Consider the following 21,224-nt stretch of genomic DNA (forward strand, 5'->3'; position numbering starts at 1 on the left):
TGGAACACGAACCCGACCCGGTCCCGACGCAACCGCGTCAACGCCTTGTCGTTCAGACCAGTGATCTCCGTGCCACCAAGGAACGCCTGCCCCCCGGACGCCGAGTCCAGACCAGCCAACAGATGCATCAACGTCGACTTACCCGACCCCGACGGCCCCATGATGGCCGTGAACCGACCCTGCTCGAAGTCGACGTCCACGCCATCCAGAGCGCGCACGATCGCCTCGCCCTTGCCATAGGTCTTGGTCAGGCTCCGGGCCCGTACGGCGCGGGCGGCGCCGCCCGGCGCCGGGGCCGGCTGGTCCGCCGGGACGTACACGGTGGTGTCCACGAGTTTGCTCCTCGAGTCGTCGATGCTGCTGAGTGCTGCAGGCGGGTCGCCGGTGGCGACTCGCGCCGGGCGGCGCACGTGGAGAACGTCCCCTGCGTGCGGCCCGGAAGTGGTCCGGCCTTCCCGGGGTTGACCCCGGTACGGCCGGCAGGTACGAACTTACGGAGCGGGGACCGGCAGGGACATCGGGCGTCGGCCTGATCCTTCCCTGGCCGTGTCATCCCCTGGTCGTACATCCGGTCGGGCCCGGGTAGGGGCACTCACCCAGGGGTTGTGCCGTAGCGAGCACGACGGCGGTCCTGTGGAATCCGGGATCGTGCACAGAAACCCTTGTGCCCGCCCCGATCCGGGCGGGTGGACGACGAGGCTGGGACCATGACTCCACCCCCGACGTCCGGCGACGCCGTGTGCGTGACCCTGCACCCTGGCGAGGACGTGCTCCTGCGCCCCGGCGCCCGCCTGACCGACGTGCGGGCACCCCTCGCGGCTCTCACCCGGCGCCCGGAGCTGCGGTACGCCACGTTCACGGTCGACGACGTGCCCCTGACCGACGACCAGGTGGTCGGCGAGCGCCCCCTGCTACCCGGTGCCGTCCTCGGGGTGCGGCTGCCGGGCCGGAACGGTGTCGAGCGCACTCCTGCCCCGGGGGCTGGCCCAGGTCCTGGACCAGCTCTCGGGCCAGCTCTCGGCTCCGCCGACGGCCGGCCCTGGCTCGTGGCGCGGGTCACGGGCCCGGACGCCGGAACGGTGGTCGGCGTCGCCGGACCGCTGGCCGCGCTCCGGACCTGGGTCCGCCTGCGGCCGGGGGGTCGCCTCGCGGTCCGCCGGACGCGGGGTCCGGCGGCGTGGCTCACGCCCCGTCCCGCGCCGCCGCACAGCGGCATGCCCTGGGCACTCACGCTGCTCCCGGCCGCCGCGTCGCTGAGCCTCGCCCTCGCTCTGCGTCAGCCGCTCCTGGCGGTGTTTGCGCTGGTAGGCGTGGCTGTGGCCCTCCCACAGCTCCGCGCGGCCCGGCAGCGGGCCACGGCTCACGGCGGGCCGCAGGACCGCGCGCAGGAGCTGCCCGGACCGGCCCGGCTCCTGGCCTTCGCGCACGCCGCGCACCACGTCTCGCCGGGTGCCTGGGCGGCCGCGCTGGACGCCCGGGCCGCTGCCCCCGCAACCCGCCCGTCGAGTGCCCCGGGCACTCCCCCGGGAACCGCCCTTGGGCTCTTGCCCGCGCGCCCCGACGACCCCTGGGAGCCGCTGCTGCACGACGGCGCCGTCGCCGTGCTCGGCCCCGCCGACCTGGCCGGCTCGGTCGCCCGCGCGCTCGTCGCCGGCCGTGCCGCCCGGGGTGCCACCGTGCGGCTCGGCGCCGACACCCCAGGCTGGTCCTGGGTCCGCTGGCTCCCCCGGGGCGGCCCGCTCGTGCTCGTGCTGGACGGCGCCGGTCCCGTGCCGGGCCCCGCATCCGCGGTCGGAGCCGCGGTCACGCGGGCCCGCGCGGCCGGCGGACTCGTGGTGTCCGTCGGAGCGGTACCACCCGGGTGCCGCGCGGTGGCGCACGTGCTCGACGCCCGCCGCGTCCGGATCAGCGGACCGGACGGGACCGCGCGCGTCGTGCCGCTCGTCGGTGTCACCACGGAGTGGGCCGAGCACCTGGCCCGCCTCCTCGCCGGCGCGGCCAGGCTCGGCCGCACCGCCGCCGGGCACCCCGAGGACGCCCCCCTCCCCTCCGCCGTATCCCTGACCAGGGCGCACGGCCTTGCGGAACTGCCCGGGCCAGAGGCACTCGCACAGCGGTGGAGCCGTGCGGACGGCTGGGCGGTACCGCTCGGGATCGGCACGGACGGCGCGCCGGTGTGCCTCGACCTGGTTCGCGACGGGCCGCACCTGCTCGTCGCTGGCACGACCGGGTCGGGCAAGTCGGAGCTGCTGCAGGCGCTCGTGCTCGGGCTCGCCCTGACCCGGTCGCCCGCCGACCTCGCCCTGGTGCTCGTGGACTTCAAGGGCGGAGCCAGCCTCGGCGCGTGTCCCGGGCTGCCGCACGTCGTCGGTCAGGTCACCGACCTCGAACCAGGGCTTGCGGCACGGGCGCTCGCCGGGCTGCGGGCGGAGCTGCGTCGCCGTGAGCGCGTCCTCGCCGTCCGCGGCCTGCCCGACGTCGCCGCCCTGCCACCGGGTGTCCTTCCCCGGCTGGTGGTGGTGATCGACGAGTTCCGCGCCCTGGCCGACGACCTGCCCGCGTTCCTGCCGGCCCTGCTGCGCGTCGCGGCGCAGGGGCGGTCGCTCGGTGTGCACCTCGTCCTCGCGACGCAGCGTCCGGGCGGGGCCGTCGGGCCGGACCTGCGGGCCAACGTCAGCGCCCGCGTCGCGCTCCGCGTCACCGACCCGCTCGAGTCGCGGGACGTGCTCGACGATCCCGTGGCGGCGAGCATCCCGGTCGCGGCACCAGGGCGGGCGGTGCTGCGCCTGGGCCCGGCGCCACCCGTACCCCTGCAGTGCGCGCACGTCACGGCGGCGCCCGAGACAGAGATGCCGCTGGTGCGCCGCGCCCCGGCCTGGCCCACGGGCCGCTGCGTGCCTGGGCCCGCTGGCGGCCCCGGGACGGTGACCGCGCGCGCCGACGCCAACCTCCGGGTCCGTCCGCAGAGCGGGCCCGGTCCCGCTCGGCCGGACACGGCGGTGCTCGTGGTCGACACGGCCCGTCGAGCGGCGAGCGCGCTGGGCCACACACCCGGTGCACCGCCCTGGCTGCCGCAGCTCCCCCAGCGGGCAGGCGTCGCCGACCTGCCACCGGCCACCCGGCGGGACCGGTCGGGGCTCGTACTCGCCCTCGGCGACGACCCGGACCGGCAGCGGCGCACGGCCGTCACGTGGGACCCGGACGAAGGCCACCTCGCGATCGTCGGACGGGGCCGGTCCGGCCGCACCACGGCGCTGGTCACCCTGGCACTGGCCGCGCTGCAGCGGGGCTGGACGGTGCACGGGATCGCCCGTGACCCGCGTCCGTTCGCGCACCTTCGGCAGCATCCTGGCTACGGCGGGACGGTCCGTCCGGACGACGCGGGGGCGGTGGCCCGGCTGCTCGCCGACGCCGACGCCCGCCCCGACACAGGCGCCGACGCCGGTACGAGCACCGACACCGATACCCGGCGCCAGGCCCGCGCGCTGGTCCTCGTCGACGGCGTCGAGGACGCGCGCGCCACGCTCTCACCAGCGGCGTTGCGGTCCGAGGTGGCGTTCGCGGTCACGGCGGAGGGCCCGTCGGTGGGCGGCCTGACGTCGCGGACAGGGCCACGTCTGGTGTTGCTCGGGACGGACCGCGCGGCCGACGTCGCGCTCGGGGCACCGGTAGCCCTCGCCGGCTCGGGTGGTCCGCCGGGCCGGGCAGCGTGGTGCGGCCGGAGCGAACCGGTGCTCTGCCAGGTGCTGGAGCCGGCGATCGGTCCGGAGCCGCCGATCAGTCCTCGGAGCCGGTCCCCGACGTGGCCGCCACGACGGACGGAGTCATGAGCAGACCACCGACGGCCACGGCGATCACCAGGGCGGCCCAGCCGCCCGTGACGGCGATCCCGGTGCCGCTCCCGATCGCCGCGACGGAGCCGATGATCTGAAAGAGCTGCCAGGTCACGACGGGTCCACGGCCAGAACGACGACCCGCCAGGAGGGCTCGGCAGCACACGACGAGAACCCAGGCGACACCCAGGAGGAAGAGCACCAGAAAGAGGCTCACCCCGAGAGATGAGGAACCGCCCGCAAGGAGTTCACCAAGTAACACCACTGCGAAAGCAACGAGCCCGATCACTTCGATCAGGACGCCGATGACGAGGGCACGAAGAAACGCCGGGACACGACTTGCGAAAAAGGCTTCCAGTACGGGCACGACGGACTAGGATACTGGTGAGCGGCCTATTCACAATAGTGTGACGGATACCTCAGGGTTCACTCCGAAGAAACTTCGCCGTAACCCCTTGTGCGAGCGTTCACGAGCGTGTGAACCTAGACGCAGCAATCCACCACACCCCCGAACAAACCCCCGTCGGTCGCCGCCTGGCGCACAGGGATCGGAAAAACGATCCATAACCAGACCTGTGCGCCCCAGACGCACGACGACGATGCTCCCACATGGCGAGCCGGACGGCGGGTAGTTCCTTCCAAGGAGTACGTGACCATGGACTGGCGCCACCGCGCAGCATGCCTCGAAGAGGACCCCGAGCTGTTTTTCCCGATCGGCAACACGGGCCCCGCCCTGCTGCAGATCGAGGAGGCCAAGGCAGTGTGCCGTCGCTGCGACGTCGTCGACACCTGCCTCAAGTGGGCTATTGAGTCCGGCCAGGACGCCGGCGTCTGGGGCGGTATGAGCGAGGACGAGCGCCGCGCGCTCAAGCGCCGCACCGCGCGCGCTCGTCGCGCGGGCTGACCTCCGCCCCACGCTTTTCTCCGCGAGCCGTGCCCGAGCACTCCCCCTTCGCTCGGGCGCGGCTTGCGTCATTTTTTGTCGGCGATGTCCGGGCAGCCGGCTCAGGACCGTGACGAGTCCGCCACCCGCAGCACGAGCTGGAGCTCCACCTGTGTGCCGCCGCCCTCACGGGTCGACCATTCGATGGTTCCCCCGAGCTCGTTGGTGACCAGCGTGCGCACGATCTGGGTACCCAGGCCGCTGCCCGGGCCCCGCCCACCTGCACCATCGTTCTCCGGCAGACCGACGCCGTCATCGGCGACGACCACCCGCAGATCCGAGTTCTCGCGCTCCACGCCGATCTCGATGGTGCCCACCGTGCGACCCACGAACCCGTGCTCCACCGCGTTGGTGACCAGCTCCGTGAGCACGAGGGCGAGCGGCGTCGCGTCCTGCGCCGGCACCATGCCGAACGAACCGGTGCGCACCGTCCGGACCGAGGTGCCCGCGGAGGCGACGTCGGCCGTCAGGCGGAGCGCCCGGCCCACCATGTCGTCGAGCTCGACCTGCTCGTCCAGGGTCTGCGAGAGACTCTCGTGCACCAGGGCGATGGTCGAGACACGCCGCATGGCCTCCTCGAGCGCCTCCTTCGCCGCCGGCACGTCCATCCGCCGCGCCTGAAGCCGGAGCAGCGCGGCCACGGTCTGCAGGTTGTTCTTCACACGGTGGTGGATCTCGCGGATCGTCGCGTCCTTGGTGATGAGCTCACGCTCGCGCCGGCGCAGCTCGGACACGTCGCGGCACAGCAGCACGGCGCCGATGCGCTGACCACGATCCGTCAGCGGCATCGCGCGCAGCGACAGGGACACCCCGTGCGCCTCGATGTCGGTGCGCCAGGGCGCGCGGCCCATCACGACCAGCGGGAGCGACTCGTCGACGGGCTTGAGCTGCTCGACCATCTCGGCCGTCACCTCGACGAGCGACTGCCCCACGAGCGGGCCGATGACACCCAGCCGGTGGAAGCACGACAGGGCGTTGGGGCTGGCGTACAGCACCTCGCCCTCGGAGTTGAGGCGGATCAGGCCGTCGCCCACGCGCGGGGCACCGCGCCGCGAGCCGGTCGCGGCGTTCGGCAGGGGGAACTCGCCCCGCGGGATCATCGCGACGAGGTCGTCGGCGGCCTCGACGTAGTTCAGCTCCAGCCGTGACGGCGTGCGGCCCGAACCGAGGTTGGTCTGTCGCGCGATCACCGCGACCGCCGTCTCCTTGTGGACGACGGGGATGGCCTCCTCCCGCACCGCGTACGCGCCGAACCAGCGCGGCTCGCGGGCGCGCTGCGCCTTGGCCTCCGCCATGGCCTTGGCGAGCTGCGGGCGCTGGCCCTCGGGCGCGAAGGAGCCGACGATGTCGTCGTAGTGCACCGTGGCGCCCGTCGAGGGACGGCACTGCGCGATCGCGACGAACCGCCCGTCGTCGGTGGGCAGCCACAGCACGAGGTCCGCGAACGCCAGGTCCGAGACCACCTGCCAGTCGCCGACCAGCAGATGCAGCCACTCGACGTCGGCCGGCTCGAGGTCGGCGTGCTCAAGGATCAGGTCACTCATCGCGGACACGCGCCCAGCCTATGCCGGAACCACCCATGACCTGTTGCGGGCGCAGCGCCCGCCCCTGGCCAGGGCATCGCACGTACGGATCGGACGCGCGCAACGCGTCGGTTAGAGTTCCACCACCGGCATGCCCCGTCGGCGCGAGGAGGAAAGCCCGTGCACCTGACAGTGGACCTGACGTTCCCCGCGAACATCGACGACGTCTCAGCGATGCTCGCCGACGAGTCGTTCGTGCGGTGGCGTGCCCAGCGCTCCACCGGATCCGTGAACGGCGCGGTCGAGCAGGCCGACGTCACCGGCTCCGCGGCCACCGGCTTCACCGTGGTGGTGCGTCGCACCCTGCCGACCGACATCATCCCCGTGCAGGCCCGCCCCTTCGTGGGCGCACATCTCGAGATCCGCCAGGCCGAGGCGTGGGAGGCAGCGTCCGAAGGACGCCGCACGGGCACCGTGGCCGTCGAGATCATGGGCGCGCCGGTGCGGGTCACCGCGACGGCCGCCCTGACCGCGCTGCCCGACGGCGGGACGCGTCTCACCTACGCGGGTGACGTCCGGGCGACGGTGCCGCTGTTCGGCGCGGTGATCGAGGAGGCCGCGGTCAGCGCGGTGCGCACGACCCTCGAGACCGAGGCGGAAGCAGGCCGTGACTGGCTCGCGGGCAAGCACACGGGTACGGCCTGAGCCGTCCCGCTCCGGACGCCCCGCCAGGGGCGCCCTCTGCCGGCCGCGCCGGGCACCGCGGCCGTGTCATCCTGACGACCCTGTGCCCGTTCTGGCGCAAGCACGTCATTTCGGACATAGTTTCCACATTGTGACCTCTGGTTCGTCCAAAGCCTCCCCATTTCGGGCAACTGGTGCTAGAACCTGAGCGAACATTCGTGTCGGATGTGGGCAACTCTGTGCTCTGATATCGCTTTCAAGCCCCGACACACACGTCACGATCACGAGGAGTCCCGAGTGCCCAGCAAAAACGGACCGGTCCGAAGCCGGACCGTCGCCCCCAGACGCACAGCCGTTGCCGCGCTCACAGCCGTCGTCCTGCCCCTCACCGCCTGCGGCTCTCTCCTGGGGCAGAGCCCGGCGGACGACGGAGGCGACGACGCCCCGATCACCCTCACCGTGTCGACGTTCAACGACTTCGGCTACTCCGAAGAGCTGCTCGCGGAGTACACGAAGGAGCACCCGAACGTCACCGTCGAGCACATCGTGGCTCCCACGTCGGACGAGGCCCGTCTGCAGATGCTCAAGGCGTTCACCACGGGCGACGGTGCCGAGCTCGCTGACGTCGTGGCGGCCGAGGTCGACTGGATGCCGGAGCTGATGCAGCACTCCGAGCTGTTCGAGGACCTGACGGATCCCGAGGTCACCAAGCGCTGGGTGGACTGGAAGGTGGCACAGGCCACCACGCCGGACGGCAAGCTTCTCGGCTACGGCACCGACATCGGCCCCGAGGCCATCTGCTACCGCGCCGACCTGTTCGAGCAGGCCGGCCTGCCGAGCGACCGCAAGGCGGTCGCCGAGCTGCTCGGCGGCAAGAACGCCACCTGGGAGCGCTACTTCGAGGTGGGCCGCCAGTTCGCCGAGCAGTCCGACGTCGCCTGGTTCGACGGCGCCACCGGCACGTTCCAGGGCATGGTCAACCAGCTTCCCGCCGCGTTCGAGGACCCGGCGACGCAGAAGCCCACCGACCTCTCGACCAACAACGAGGTCCGCTCGGTCTACGACCAGATCACGGCCGCGATCGGCGACGACCTCTCGGCAGGCCTCGTGCAGTGGACCCCCGAGTGGGCGGCGGGCTTCCAGGAGGACGCCTTCGCCACGATGCTGTGCCCGGGCTGGATGATGGGCCCGATCGAGTCGTACTCCGAGGGCGTGCAGGGCTGGGACGTCGCCAACGTCTTCCCCGGTGGCGGCGGCAACTGGGGCGGCTCGTTCCTCGCGGTGCCGTCCGCGGGTGCGTACACCGAGGAGGCGAAGGAGCTCGCCGCGTGGCTCACCGCACCCGAGCAGCAGACGAAGGCCTTCGCCGCGGCCGGCGCCTTCCCGTCGCAGATCGAGGCGCAGGACTCCAAGGCCGTGCAGGGTTACACCAACCCGTTCTTCAACAACGCTCCCGTCGGCAAGATCTTCACCGCACAGGCGCAGTCCATCGACGGCGCGCCGTACAAGGGCCCGTACTACTTCGCCATCCGCGACGAGGTGAACAACGCCCTGACCGCTGTCGACACCGGCAGCAGCGGGCCGGAGATCGCCTGGAACCAGGCGGTCCAGACCGTCGGCGACTTCCGGGTCCCGGAGTAGCCGACAATCCTTTCGCCCACTGCCCGTCTTGACACGACATGGCGGTCAGCGCAACGATCAGTGCCTGTGGAAGCGCTACCACACCATGGTGGTGGGAGCGCTTCCAGCGCAGGTACGCCGACGTGCTCGCACGTCACGCGACCGCACCCAGCTTGACCGCAAGCCCCAGATCGCACGACAAGGGAGTCCCCAGTGCTGAGCAGTACCCGACCCACGCGGCGCACCGCCGCCCGCACCCTCCAGGCGACCGCCGGCGTCGCCGCCATCGCCCTCGCCCTCACCGCCTGCGGCGGGTCCGGCGACGCAGCCGAAGGCGAATCGGGCGACGACAGCCCCATCACGCTCAAGGTCGCCACGTTCAACAACTTCGGTTACACGGAGGAGGTGCTCGCCGAGTACACGGAAGAGCACCCGAACGTCAAGGTCGAGCACGTCACGGCCGCCACCAGCGACGACGCTCGCGCCAACCTGACCACCAAGCTCGCCGCCGGTGGCGAGGGCCTGGCCGACATCGAGGCCATCGAGGTCGACTGGCTGCCCGAGCTCATGCAGTACCCCGACCTGTTCACCGACCTGGCCGACCCCGAGCTCGACGGTCGCTGGGTGGACTGGAAGGTCGAGCAGGCCACCACGCTCGAGGGCAAGGTCATCGGTTACGGCACCGACATCGGCCCCGAGGCCATCTGCTACCGCTCCGACCTGTTCGAGGAGGCCGGCCTGCCGACCGACCGCGAAGAGGTCGCCGAGCTGCTCGGTGGCGAGGACGCGACGTGGGAGGACTACTTCGCCGCGGGCCGCGACTTCGTGAAGGAGTCCGACGCTGCCTGGTACGACAGCGTGGGCGGCACCTTCCAGGGGATGGTCAACCAGCTCCCCGAGGCGTTCGAGGACGCCGAGACCGGTGAGCCCAAGCCCCTCGCGGACAACACCGAGGTCAAGGACATCTACGACGAGATCACCGCCTCGGTCGAGGACGGCCTGTCGGCCGGCCTGGTGCAGTGGGAGGGTGACTGGGACGCCGGTTTCCAGAACGACGCCTTCGCCACGATGATCTGCCCGGCCTGGATGACCGGTCCGGTCGAGGAGCGCGCCGGTGGCGTCGAGGGCTGGGACGTCGCCAACGTCTTCCCCGGTGGCGGCGGTAACTGGGGCGGCTCGTTCCTGACCGTCCCCGCCTCGGGCGAGAACGCCGAGGCGGCCAAGGAGCTCGCCGCGTGGCTCACCGCCCCCGAGCAGCAGTCCCGGTTCTTCGAGTCGGCAGGCACGTTCCCGTCGCAGCTCGAGGCGCAGGACTCGGAGGCCGTCCAGGCCGCCACGAACCCGTTCTTCAACGACGCGCCGGTGGGCGAGATCTTCGCCACCCGCGCCCAGACGATCGAGGGCGCTCCCTTCAAGGGCGCGCACTACTTCGGCATCCGTGACGAGGTCACCAACGCGCTCAACCGTGTCGACGTCACGAAGTCGCAGGACGCCGACGAGGCATGGGACGAGGCAGTGCAGAAGGCTTCGGCCCTCGGCTGACCTGAGCTGCGCCTGAGCCCTCCCGAGGGCTGACGTGATCCGGTGGTCGAGCGTGTCGAGACCTGAGGTCTCGACACGCTCGACCACCGATTGCCGTCGCCCTCCGTTCCGGGCTCGGCGACACACCGGAAGTGACCCTCACCCGACGATGACGCGGCGGAAGATGAAATGGCTGTCCTGACACCTCAACGATCGGCACCGGATTCCGGTGCGCCCCAGCGCGAGTCGCGCAGAATCGGCTTCTCCCAGCGGCTCGGCCGGTGGGACGTGAAGCTTTCCCCGTACCTGTACATCTCGCCGTTCTTCATCCTGTTCGCGGTGACCGGCCTGTTCCCGCTCGGCTACACCGCCTTCGTCTCGGTGCACGAGTGGAGCCTGCTGGGCGGACAGGGCGACTTCGTCGGCCTGGAGAACTTCACGTTCGTGCTGGCCCAGCCCACCTTCTGGAAAGCCCTGGTCAACACGCTCTCGATCTTCGTGTTCTCCTCGGTGCCACAGGTGGTCATCGCGATCACCATCGCCGCGCTGCTGGACCAGAACCTGCGGGCGGCGACCTTCTGGCGCATGGGTGTGCTGATCCCCTACGTGGTGGCGCCCGTCGCGGTGTCGATGATCTTCGGCCGGCTGTTCGCCGACCAGTACGGTCTGATCAACGCGATGCTCAACACGATCGGGCTCGACTCCATCGCCTGGCACGGGGACCGGATCGCCAGCCACGTCGCCATCGCCACGATGGTCAACTACCGGTGGATGGGCTACAACGCCCTGATCTTCCTGGCCGCGATGCAGGCCGTACCGCGTGACCTCTACGAGGCCGCCGTGATCGACGGCGCGGGCCGCGTGCGCCAGTTCTTCTCCATCACGGTGCCGCAGATCCGCTCCACCATCATCTTCGTCGTCATCACCTCGACCATCGGCGGCCTGCAGATCTTCGACGAGGTCCGGCTGTTCGACTCGATCGGGCTCGGTGGTCCGGACCAGAACTGGATGACCACCGTCGTGTACATGTATGACCTCGCCTGGGGCGACCAGCACAGCCTCGGCCGGGCATCGGCCGTCGCCTGGATGCTCTTCATCCTGATCGTGGTGATCGGCCTCGTGAACTTCCTGGTCACGCAGCGCATCTCGTCGAACGCGGCGGTCAAGAAGCCCAAGCGCAAGAGCACCACCGGAGGGAACGCATGAGCTCCGTCGCTGTCACCGCCCAGACCGCTGGTGAGGGCGCCGCCAAGGTCGCCGCTCAGCGTCGGGCGAAAAGGTCCCGCGGGAGCACCAACCGCCGCGCGAGCTGGATCGTCTACGCGCTGCTCGGGATCACGCTGGTGGTCTCGATCTTCCCGCTGTACTTCACGCTGCTGCTCGGCTCGTCCGAGCCGATCGCGATCTCGCAGAACCCCGTGCCGCAGTGGCTGCCGGACCTGTCGCTGTTCACCCAGTTCCGGACGGTGATCGAGTCCACGCAGATCAACTTCTGGCTGGCGCTGACCAACTCGCTGATCATCGCGGTGATCGTCTCGGCTGCCGTCGTGCTGTTCTCGACGCTCGCCGGGTTCTCGTTCGCGAAGCTGCGTTTCCGCGGCCGCGGACCGCTGCTCGTGTTCGTCATCGCGACGATGGCGGTCCCGACCCAGCTCGGCGTGATCCCGATGTACATCCTCATGTCGGACCTCGGCTGGATCGGCAAGCTCCAGGCTGTCATCGTGCCGTCGCTGGTCGCGGCGTTCGGTGTCTTCTGGATGACGCAGTACCTGTCGGAGGCGCTGCCGTACGAGCTGATCGAGGCGGCTCGCGTGGACGGTGCCTCGATGATCCGCACGTTCTGGAGCATCGCGCTGCCCGCCGCACGACCCGCGGCGGCGATGCTGGGCCTGTTCACGTTCGTCCAGCAGTGGACCAACTTCTTCTGGCCATCGATCGTGCTCAGTTCATCGAATCCAACGCTGCCGATCGTCGTCAAGTCCCTGCAGGCGAACTACTTCGTCGACTACTCGCTGGTCATGGGCGGTGTGTTCCTGGTGACGCTGCCGCTGCTGGTGATCTTCGCCTTCGTCGGCAAGCAGCTCGTCGCGGGCATCATGCAGGGAGCTGTGAAGGGATGACTTCCGAGATGACACTGAACGTCAAGACCGCCGCGGGGGCGCACCGCGTGCCCGCGCCGGGCATCGCCCTGCCGTACACGCCGACCGCGCCCCGCACGGAGCGGACGGCCAACGCCACCGGCACCGTCGACTTCCCGGACGGGTTCCTGTGGGGCGCGGCCACCGCCGCCTACCAGGTCGAGGGCGCCGCCCACGAGGACGGACGCGAGGACTCCGTCTGGGACGTGTTCGCGAAGGTCCCGGGCGCCGTGCTCGGCCAGGAGGACGGTGAGGTCGCCTGCGACCAGTACCACCGCTACCCGGCCGACGTCGCACTCATGAAGGACCTCGGCATCAAGGCCTACCGGTTCTCGACGTCGTGGGCCCGCGTGGTCCCCGGCGGCCGTGAGGTCAACCCGGCGGGTCTCGCGTACTACGACCGGCTCGTGGACGAGCTGCTCGGCGCCGGCATCCTGCCCTGGCTCACGCTGTACCACTGGGACCTGCCGCAGGCCATCGAGGCCGAGTCGAACGGCTGGGTGGGCCGCGACACCGCGTACCGGTTCCGGGACTACGCCGTGACCATGCACGAGGCCATCGGCGACCGCGTCGACGTGTGGACCACGCTCAACGAGCCGTGGTGCGCCGCGTTCCTCGGCTACACGGGCGGCCAGCACGCACCGGGCCGGCAGTCCCGCGAGGACGGCCTGGCCGCCGCGCACCACCTGATGCTGGGCCACGGGCTGGCCGTGGAGGCACTGCGGGAGCGCGCTCCCGAGGCCAACCTCGGCATCACGCTCAACTTCGAGGTCGAGGACCCGATGAACCCGGACGACCCCGCCGACGTCGACGCCGCACGCCGGCTCGACGGTGGGTTCACCCGGATCTTCGCCGACCCGATCCTGCGCGGGGCCTACCCCGAGGACGTGCTGGAGGACGTGCGCGAGTACGGCCTGGAGCAGCACATCAAGGACGGCGACCTCGAGATCATCTCGACACCCATCGACTCGCTCGGTGTGAACTACTACCACGGCAACGGCGTCTCGGCGACGCCGCCCGAGCGGTCGCTGGACGGCAGCGCCCCGGTGACCCGGCCGTCGTCGTCCCCGTTCCCCGGTGGCGACGGCGCGTACACGCACCCGCGTGGCCTGCCGATCACCGACCAGAACTGGGAGGTCCAGCCCGAGGGCCTGACCCGGCTCCTGCTGCGTCTGCAGCAGGACTACACCGGTCCGCGCGGCGTCGCGATGTACGTGACGGAGAACGGCAGCGCGTACGACGACGTCGTCGGGCCGGACGGGTTCGTGGACGACCAGAACCGGCTCGAGTTCATCGACGTGCACCTGCGGGCCATCAAGGACGCCATCGACGAGGGCGCCGACGTGCGCGGGTACTTCGGCTGGTCGCTGCTCGACAACTACGAGTGGGCGTGGGGCTACGGAAAGCGCTTCGGGCTCGTGCGCGTCGACTTCGAGACGCAGGAACGCACGGTGAAGGCGTCCGGCCGCTGGTACGGTCAGGTCGCGCGGGCCAATGCCGTTCCGGAGCGAGCTGTGGCGCCCGCACCGCACGGAGACGACGACAACGGCGGAGACAAGGCGGTTCCCCAGGCGTGACCATCTCAGGCCCACCCACCCTGGACGACGTGGCCCAGGCGGCCGGGGTATCCCGGTCGACCGCGTCGCGCGCCATCAACGGTGGCCTGCGAGTCTCACCCGAGGCGCAGGCGGCGGTGGACGACGCCGTCGCCCGCCTCGGGTACGCACCGAACCGCGCCGCCAGGTCGCTCGTGACCCGGCGGACCGACTCGATAGCCCTCGTGGTTCCCGAGCCGGACCAGCGCATCCTCACCGACCCGTTCCTCAGCGGCACCCTCGCGGGCGTGAGCGAAGGGCTGGCCGGGACGGACCTGCAGCTCGTGCTGCTGCTCGCCCGTCCGGGCGAGCAGCGCGGGCGTGTCGGCCGCTACCTGCGCAGCGGCCATGTGGACGGCGTCATCGTGGCGTCGCACCACCGGGGCGACCACCTCGAGACGGAGCTCGGGCCGGCCATGCTGCCCGCCGTCTTCGTGGGGCGCCTCTTCGAGCCCGACCCCTTGTTCTCGCGCGGCCTGCGCTACGTCGACGTCGACAACGTCACGGGCGGGCGCATCGCCACCCAGCGGATGATCGACCGTGGGCGTCGGCGCATCGGCACCATCACCGGGCCGCTCGACATGCCGGCCGGGGTGGACCGGATGATCGGGTGGCGCGATGCCCTGCGTGACGCCGGCCTGCCCGACGACGCCGTCGTCGAGGGTGACTTCACCGTAGCCGGGGCAGCTGTCGCCGCCGCGCGGCTGCTGGACCAGCACCCGGACCTGGACGGCATCTTCGCCGCGTCCGACCTCATGGCGGAGGCCACCCTGCGCGTGCTCACCGACCGCGGCCGGTCCGTGCCCGGCGACGTCTCGGTCGTCGGGTTCGACGACCTCGGCATCGCCGAGACGACGTCGCCCCGGCTGACCACCGTGCACAACCCGGTGGTGCAGATGGTCGGCGCGGCCACCAGCATGCTGGTCGACCTGGTCGCGGGCCGCCCGGTCCGCGACGAGCGCCGGATCTTCGCCCCGCGCCTGGTCGAAGGCGACTCGGCCTGACCAGCTCGACCTGTTGAGTGCTGGCTATTTGTTGCTCTCGAGGGCCTGGAGCAACAAATAGCCAGCACTCAACGAGGTGGGTCAGGCGGTGCGTTGGTGGCCGTAGCGGTGCATGGTGCGGCTCACGGCCTGCTCCCGCAGCATCGTGAGTAGCTCGCGCCGGCCGCTCGCCAGCACCGGGCCGTCGAGCACGGTCACCGAGCCGAGACGGCTCGCCGCGGCCTCACGCAGGCCCGGCGCCGTCCCCACCACGCGGATCCGACCGGTCACCTTGCCGTCGGCGACGGCCTCGGCGAACGCCTCGTCCGTCATCTCCTGCTGCCCGACGACGGTCGCCGCGACGTCAGCCCGCGCGGCCGCTGCCAGCACGCGCTGCACCTCGACGTCCGGTGCGTCGGCGCCCACCCGTACGGTGATGCCGGGGATCGGCCGGTAGCGGAACACGTTCGACTCGACGCCGAGCGCCGACGGGTCGTGCTCGCAGCCGAGCTCGGTGACCCAGGCGCGGTCGTCGTCGGCCCGGGCCCAGGCGAGCCAGCCCGACGGGTCCGCGGTGCGCGACGGCACCTCGGGCGCGTCCTCCCAGCGGCCGAGCTGCGCGACGTAGTTCGGACCGCCCGCCTTGGCGCCCGGACCCACCGACGAGGCCTTCCAGCCGCCGAACGACTGGCGCTGCACGATGGCACCGGTGATGTGCCGGTTCACGTACGCGTTGCCGACCTCGACCCGGTCGAGCCAGTGCTCCACCTCGGTGTCGTCCAGGGAGTGGATGCCGCCCGTGAGACCGAACGACACGGCGTTCTGCAGCGCGATCGCCTCGTCCAGGGTGCGGGCGGTCATGATGCCCAGCACCGGGCCGAAGCACTCGGTGAGGTGGAAGAACGAGCCGGGGCGGACGCCGTCGCGCACACCAGGGGTCCAGAGCCGGCCGTGGCCGAGACCCGTCGCCCGCGCCACGCCGTCCATCCGGCGCGGCCGCACGAGCCAGGTCTCACCGGGCTCCAGCGTGGTCAGGGCACGCAGCAGCTTGCCCTGGGCCGGCTCCGTGAGCGGCCCCATCACGGTCGCGAGGTCCGTGGCGGGCCCGACCGCGACGGACGCCACCGCGTCGACCAGCTGGCGGCGGAACCGCTCACCGGTCGCCGTGCGGGGGTCGCCGACGGAACCGACGAGGATCACGAGCGACGCCGCCGAGCACTTCTGCCCCGCATGCCCGAACGCGGAACGCACCACGTCCGCGACGGCCAGGTCGAGGTCGGCCGAGGGGGTGACGACCAGGGCGTTCTTGCCCGAGGTCTCCGCGAGCACCGGGAGCTCCGGCCGCCACGACGCGAACATCTCGGCGGTCTCGATGGCGCCCGTCAGGATCACGCGCGACACGTCGTCGTGCGTCACGAGCTGGCGCCCGAGGTCGCCGTCGGGCACGCGGACGAACTGGGCGACGTCGCGCGCGAGCGCCGAGTCCAGCCCGATCTCCGGGGCCACCTCGTCGAGCGCCGCGTGCACCGCCTCGACGGCGAGCTCCAGGCAGCGCGGCGTGGGCGGCGCGGGCTTCGCGATCACCGCGGAGCCGGCCGCGAGGCCCGCGAGCACACCGCCGATGGGGATGGCGACGGGGAAGTTCCACGGCGGGGTGACCAGGGTGACGCCGTCGGGCGTGAAGCGGGCGCCGGGCCAGGCCTCCGACGTCGGGTCGAGTGCCTCCGCGGCCTGCGCGTAGTAGGCAGCGAAGTCCACCGCCTCGCTGACCTCGGGGTCCGCCTCCGCGACGGTCTTGCCCGCCTCGTGCACCATGGCCGCGACGAGATCGGTTCGCGCGGCCTCGAGGTGCTTGGCCGCCGCGCGGAGCACCCGGCCCCGGTCCGGTGCGGACACCTTGGACCACGCGGCGCCCGCGCGGCGGGCGAGCGCCACGACGTCGTCCACCTGGGCGGACGTCGCCAGCGGCTCCGCGAGCGCCGGGACGTACCCGGAGTGCGTGCTGGTGACCTGCTGCGCCCACTCCCGGTGAGCGGCGACGGCGGGGTCGGTGTCGGCGGCGTTGCGGAACGGCCCCGTCAGTGGCTGCGGCGCGGGTCGCGGGCGGCGGCGCGGGGTGACGTCGTCGGGCGAGTAGTGCACGCCGTGGGTGACCGAGGCCCGGAACGCGGCCTCCTGCCGGTCCATCGGCGCGCCACTGTGCGAGTCCGGCGTGGCCGGGGCGAACGCCGCGTGCAGGAAGTTCTGCTCCGTCGCGTTCTCCTCCAGGCGGCGCACGAGGTACGAGATCGCCACGTCGAAGTCCTCGTCGCGGACCACGGGGGTGTAGAGCACCACACGACCGTGGTCCTTGGCGACCTCGTCGCGGACCGCCGCGGCCTCGGTGGGAGCCATGCCCTGCAGCATCTCGATGTCGAGCGCCTCGGAGACACCGCGCGCGCGGCCGAGCAGGATCGCGAGCGCCACGTGGAACAGGTTGTGCGACGCCGCGCCGATGCGGACCGCGTGCGCACGCTCGGGGCGCAGCGCGTGGTCGAGCATGCGGACGTAGTTGGCGTCGACGTCGGGCTTGGTCGGGTACGGCGCCTGCGGCCAGTCGTGCAGGGCGGCCTCGACGTGCTCCATGGCAAGGTTCGCGCCCTTCACGATGCGCACCTTGATGCGCGCGCCGCCGTTCGCCACGCGCTGCGTCGCGAACTCGGTGAGGCCGTCCAGAGCGCCCAGGCCGTCCGGGAGGTAGGCCTGCAGCACGATGCCGGCCTCCAGGTCGCGGAACTCGTCGCGGCCCAGGATCTCGGTGAACACCGCGGTCGTCAGGGCGAGGTCGCGGTACTCCTCCATGTCGAGGTTGAGGAAGACATCGTGGTCACGGGCGGCGCGGTACAGCGGCAGCAGCCGTTCGACGACGCGGTCGCGGGATCCCTCGAGGTCCCACGTGACCAGCTGTGCGGCGACGCTGGAGACCTTGACCGACACGTAGTCGACGTCGGGGCGCTCCACCAGCGCGATGGTGCGGGCGAGCCGGGCCGTGGCCTCGTCCTCCCCGAGGACCGCCTCGCCGAGCAGGTTCACGTTGAGGGTGTACCCCTCGGCCCGGGTGCGGGCGAGGTGGGCGGCGAGCCCGGCGCCGGCGTCGGCCACGAGGTGCCCGACGAGCTGGCGGAGACGGATTCGGGCGGCGGGGACGACGATGCCGGGGAACACCGGGGCGGCGAGGGCGCCGGCGCGGAACAGGGCACGGTCGGCGGGGCTGAGGAACGTGGCGCTGCCGGCCTGCTTGCCGAGCCGGGCCAGGGCCTTCGCGGCGACGTGGGTGTCCTGCGGGCGGGCGACGTCGTCGACGAACCCGACGGCGAGCTCCAGGCCCGCCGGGTCGGACACCAGGGCGCCGAGGGCGGCCGAGGCGCGGGCGACGGCCTTGTCCGTCTTGGTGGACCTGGGGGTGGACCCGGTGGTGGACCCGGTCGGGGGCGTGCCGGCGGCGGTGCCGGAGGTGTGGGTGCCGGAGGTGTCGGTGCCGATCCAGGTCCTGGCGAGGGCTACGGCGTCCTCGACCAGGGTGTCGGCGGCGGGCTGCACGGACGACTCGGTCGGAGCCGGCGGCGTGGCGCTGTCCGGTGCGCCTGCGCCCCCGGTCGGGACTGCGGCGGAAGTGGCGCTGTCGCGCCGGGCGGAGGTCTTCATCTTTCCAGGGTGCACCCGAACGCGTTCGCATGTATTGGCGGGATCACTCGCTGTGGGCACCGGTTTTCGCCAAGGCGCCGCGTACGATCAGGTCGAGATGAGCAACCCGTCGAACGGCACCGCTCGGCCTGAGACGAAGGCCCTGCTGGCAGCGCTGAACCCCGCCATGGTGTCCCTCATGGACGAGCTGTCCGGTGTCATGTTCTGCGCCAAGGACGCCGACGGGCGGTACGTGCTGGTGAACCAAGTCTTCGTGGGCCGTACGCGGGAGCGCTCGCGCCGGGACGTGATCGGCAGGCGCGCCGCCGACCTGTTCGTGCCCGAGCTCGCCGAGCGCTACGAGAGCCAGGACACGCTCGTCCGCACCACCGACAAGCCGCTGCGGGGAGAGCTCGAGCTGATCCGTCACGTCGGTGGGGCGCCCGGCTGGTTCCTCACCTCGAAGTTCCCCCTGCACGACGACGACGGCGCGTACGTGGGGCTCGTCTCCGTCTCGCAGGACCTGCGCTCCGGGGACGCCGACGACGCGACGATCCAGGCCATGGCTCGCCTGCGCGGCGACATCGAGAACCTGCTCGAGCACGGCGAGGTGCCCTCGGTGACGGACCTCGCCGCCCTGGCAGGCTGCAGCCCGGCCTCCTTGGACCGCCGGGTACGCCGGGTCTTCGGGCTCTCCCCGCGCCAGCTCGTGCTGCGGTTGCGGGTCGACCGCGCCGCGCACCTGCTCACGACGAGCACCGTGCCGCTCGCCGACGTCGCGGCGGCCGCGGGCTTCTACGACCAGCCGTCGTTCACGCGGACGTTCGCGCGACTGACCGGCGAGACGCCGTCGTCGTTCCGCAGCAGGTCGAGGCGGCAGAAGGCGGAGCCTGAGGCGCCGCCTCGACCGGCCGCGGACGTGGGTCAGCGGGACAGCCGCCGGTAGGCATGCGCCGTCAGCGGCACGAACACCAGGACCAGCGCCGCCGGCCACAGCACGGCGAGAAGGAGCGCGTGGTCGGCCAGGACGCCCCCGGTGATGCCTGTCGGGTTGCCGAACAGCTCGCGGCACGCGGCCGCCGTCGCGGAGATCGGGTTCCACTGCGCCACCGCCCCGAGCCACGCGGGCATGGACTCGGGCGCGACCAGCACGTTGGACAGGAAGCCGACGGGCCACACCAGCACCTGCACCGCCGTCACACCGCCCTCACCACGGAACGCGAGCCCGAGGAACACCCCGAGCACCAGCATCGCGAACCGGAGCCACAGCAGCAGCACGACGGCGAGCACGGTCGCGCCGAGGCTGCCCGTGGCCCGCCACCCGATGAGGAACCCGCCCACCATGAGCACGGCCAGCTCCGCCGCGGAGTTCATCAGGTCGGCCCCCGCCCGTCCGAGCGGCACGGCGGCGGAGCTGATGGGCAACGACCGGAAGCGGTCGGTGACGCCCTTCTTCGAGTCGTTGGCGACGGCGCTCATCGTGGCCTCGATGCCGAACATCATGGAGAGCGCGAAGATCCCGGGCAGCAGGTACGGCAGGTAGTCCCCGCCGCCCGGCAGCCCGATCGCTCCGCCCATGAGGAAGCCGAACATCAGCACGAGCATCACGGAGAAGGCGATCCCGAAGATGGGTGTCCACGGCTCCCGCTGCCAGTGCTTGAGGTCGCGCAGCGTGATCACCCAGCTCTGCCGCAGGGTGGTGGCGACGGCGTTCATCGGTGAGCTCCTTCGGGTCGTGAGGAGACTGGGGCCGGGTGGGCCGCAGTGAGGTGCAGGAACACCTCGTCGAGGGTCGGACGGCGCAGCAGGATGTCCTCGGCCTCCACGCCCGCGGCGTCCAGGGCTCGGACGGCGGCCGTCAGGGCCGACGCCCCGCCACCCGGCCCCGCCTCGACGGTGACCTGCCGGAGCTCCGGGTCCCCGACGCCGCCGAGCACCGCCGCCAGCCGGTCCAGGTCGGCATGTGCCGGTGCGGTGACGAGCACACGGTCGCCGCCGACGCGCCGCTTGAGCTCCTGGGCGGTCCCTTCCGCCACCACCCGCCCGGCGTCCATCACGGTGATCCGGTCGGCGAGCTGGTCCGCCTCGTCGAGGTACTGGGTGGTCAGCAGAACGGTCGTTCCGGCGTCCACGATCCGGCGCACGGCCTGCCAGACCTCGTTGCGGGCACGGGGATCGAGCCCGGTGGTGGGCTCGTCGAGGAACAGCAGCGCCGGACGGCGGATCAGGCCCGCGGCGATGTCCAGCCGGCGCCGCATCCCGCCGGAGTACGTGGACACCTTGCGGTCCGCGGCGTCCGACAGGCCGAAGGTGCGGAGCAGCTCGTCGGCCCTCTCGCGCGCGGCGGCCTTCGACAGGCCGTACAGCCGGCCGAACATCACGAGGTTCTCTCCGCCGAACAGGACCTCGTCGAGTGCTGCGTGCTGGCCCACCAGCCCCACGGCGGCCCGCACCGCCGCGGGCTCGCGGCGGACGTCATGGCCTGCGACGTGCACCTCGCCCTCGTCACAGCGCGTGAGGGTGGCGAAGACGTTGACCGCCGTGCTCTTACCGGCCCCGTTGGGGCCGAGCAGCGCGTGGACGGAACCGGGTAGGACCTCGAGGTCGAACTCGTCGAGAGCGAGGGTGTCGCCGTACCGCTTGCGCAGTCCGTGAGCGACCAGGGGTAGGACAGGCACGATGGCCTCCTTTTTCGTACGGCGTACGGCTAAAGCCCGACCA

At 71.8% G+C, this 21,224-nt stretch carries 16 protein-coding genes; 10 read left to right on the top strand and 6 right to left on the bottom strand.

The window, feature by feature from the left end:
• Nucleotides 1-332: ATP-binding cassette domain-containing protein (locus LUM46_RS21510; RefSeq protein ID WP_274996819.1), on the bottom strand; the 332-nt coding region annotated here is incomplete at its 3' end.
• 375 nt (nucleotides 333-707) lie between these two features.
• Between LUM46_RS21510 and LUM46_RS21515 the strand changes: the two genes are divergently transcribed.
• Nucleotides 708-3,830, top strand: a complete 3,123-nt coding sequence (locus LUM46_RS21515) for an FtsK/SpoIIIE domain-containing protein (protein ID WP_274996822.1) — start codon at nucleotides 708-710, stop codon at nucleotides 3,828-3,830.
• Here the strand turns inward: LUM46_RS21515 and LUM46_RS21520 are convergent.
• A complete protein-coding gene (locus LUM46_RS21520; RefSeq protein ID WP_274996824.1) occupies nucleotides 3,778-4,050 on the bottom strand; it encodes a hypothetical protein in 273 nt (90 codons plus the stop codon). The two genes, LUM46_RS21515 and LUM46_RS21520, sit on opposite strands and share 53 nt — an antisense overlap.
• A 438-nt stretch (nucleotides 4,051-4,488) precedes the next feature.
• Here LUM46_RS21520 and LUM46_RS21525 point away from each other — a divergent pair, with 438 nt between their 5' ends.
• Nucleotides 4,489-4,737 (top strand): WhiB family transcriptional regulator, encoded by a 249-nt coding sequence (locus LUM46_RS21525; RefSeq protein ID WP_026365970.1) that lies wholly within the window; start codon nucleotides 4,489-4,491, stop codon nucleotides 4,735-4,737.
• Nucleotides 4,738-4,838: 101 nt separating this feature from the next.
• On the opposite strand, the gene LUM46_RS21530 is transcribed toward LUM46_RS21525, so the two are convergent.
• Complete coding sequence (locus tag LUM46_RS21530) at nucleotides 4,839-6,320, bottom strand: sensor histidine kinase (RefSeq protein WP_274997148.1); 1,482 nt, start codon at nucleotides 6,318-6,320, stop codon at nucleotides 4,839-4,841.
• 159 nt (nucleotides 6,321-6,479) lie between these two features.
• Here LUM46_RS21530 and LUM46_RS21535 point away from each other — a divergent pair, with 159 nt between their 5' ends.
• The 7 genes from LUM46_RS21535 (at nucleotide 6,480) to LUM46_RS21565 (ending at nucleotide 14,861) form a co-directional block, all read left to right on the top strand.
• Nucleotides 6,480-7,004, top strand: a complete 525-nt coding sequence (locus tag LUM46_RS21535) for a DUF2505 domain-containing protein (protein WP_274996826.1) — start codon at nucleotides 6,480-6,482, stop codon at nucleotides 7,002-7,004.
• Nucleotides 7,005-7,280: 276 nt separating this feature from the next.
• Nucleotides 7,281-8,624, top strand: coding sequence for an ABC transporter substrate-binding protein (locus LUM46_RS21540; RefSeq protein ID WP_274996828.1), 1,344 nt, complete (start codon nucleotides 7,281-7,283; stop codon nucleotides 8,622-8,624).
• 192 nt (nucleotides 8,625-8,816) lie between these two features.
• Nucleotides 8,817-10,145: an ABC transporter substrate-binding protein gene (locus LUM46_RS21545; protein WP_274996830.1), complete on the top strand. Its 1,329-nt coding sequence runs from the start codon at nucleotides 8,817-8,819 to the stop codon at nucleotides 10,143-10,145.
• A gap of 168 nt (nucleotides 10,146-10,313) precedes the next feature.
• A complete protein-coding gene (locus tag LUM46_RS21550; protein ID WP_274996833.1) occupies nucleotides 10,314-11,330 on the top strand; it encodes a carbohydrate ABC transporter permease in 1,017 nt (338 codons plus the stop codon).
• Nucleotides 11,327-12,244, top strand: coding sequence for a carbohydrate ABC transporter permease (locus LUM46_RS21555; RefSeq protein ID WP_274996837.1), 918 nt, complete (start codon nucleotides 11,327-11,329; stop codon nucleotides 12,242-12,244). Before LUM46_RS21550 ends, LUM46_RS21555 begins: the two co-directional genes overlap by 4 nt.
• 8 nt (nucleotides 12,245-12,252) lie before the next feature.
• On the top strand, nucleotides 12,253-13,839 hold the full coding sequence (locus LUM46_RS21560) for a GH1 family beta-glucosidase (RefSeq protein ID WP_274996840.1): 1,587 nt from the start codon (nucleotides 12,253-12,255) through the stop codon (nucleotides 13,837-13,839).
• Complete coding sequence (locus tag LUM46_RS21565; RefSeq protein WP_274996841.1) at nucleotides 13,836-14,861, top strand: LacI family DNA-binding transcriptional regulator; 1,026 nt, start codon at nucleotides 13,836-13,838, stop codon at nucleotides 14,859-14,861. Before LUM46_RS21560 ends, LUM46_RS21565 begins: the two co-directional genes overlap by 4 nt.
• Nucleotides 14,862-14,942: 81 nt before the next feature.
• On the opposite strand, the gene LUM46_RS21570 is transcribed toward LUM46_RS21565, so the two are convergent.
• On the bottom strand, nucleotides 14,943-18,524 hold the full coding sequence (locus LUM46_RS21570) for a proline dehydrogenase family protein (protein WP_274996843.1): 3,582 nt from the start codon (nucleotides 18,522-18,524) through the stop codon (nucleotides 14,943-14,945).
• 97 nt (nucleotides 18,525-18,621) lie between these two features.
• Here LUM46_RS21570 and LUM46_RS21575 point away from each other — a divergent pair, with 97 nt between their 5' ends.
• Complete coding sequence (locus LUM46_RS21575; protein ID WP_274996844.1) at nucleotides 18,622-19,449, top strand: AraC family transcriptional regulator; 828 nt, start codon at nucleotides 18,622-18,624, stop codon at nucleotides 19,447-19,449.
• Here LUM46_RS21575 and LUM46_RS21580 read toward each other — a convergent pair.
• On the bottom strand, nucleotides 19,428-20,219 hold the full coding sequence (locus LUM46_RS21580) for an ABC transporter permease (RefSeq protein WP_274996846.1): 792 nt from the start codon (nucleotides 20,217-20,219) through the stop codon (nucleotides 19,428-19,430). The genes LUM46_RS21575 and LUM46_RS21580 overlap by 22 nt on opposite strands.
• Nucleotides 20,216-21,181, bottom strand: coding sequence for an ATP-binding cassette domain-containing protein (locus LUM46_RS21585; RefSeq protein ID WP_274996848.1), 966 nt, complete (start codon nucleotides 21,179-21,181; stop codon nucleotides 20,216-20,218). Before LUM46_RS21585 ends, LUM46_RS21580 begins: the two co-directional genes overlap by 4 nt.
• Nucleotides 21,182-21,224: the final 43 nt, after the last annotated feature.

Origin of the sequence: Promicromonospora iranensis (assembly GCF_028994805.1) — a bacterium.
Classification (GTDB): domain Bacteria; phylum Actinomycetota; class Actinomycetes; order Actinomycetales; family Cellulomonadaceae; genus Promicromonospora; species Promicromonospora iranensis.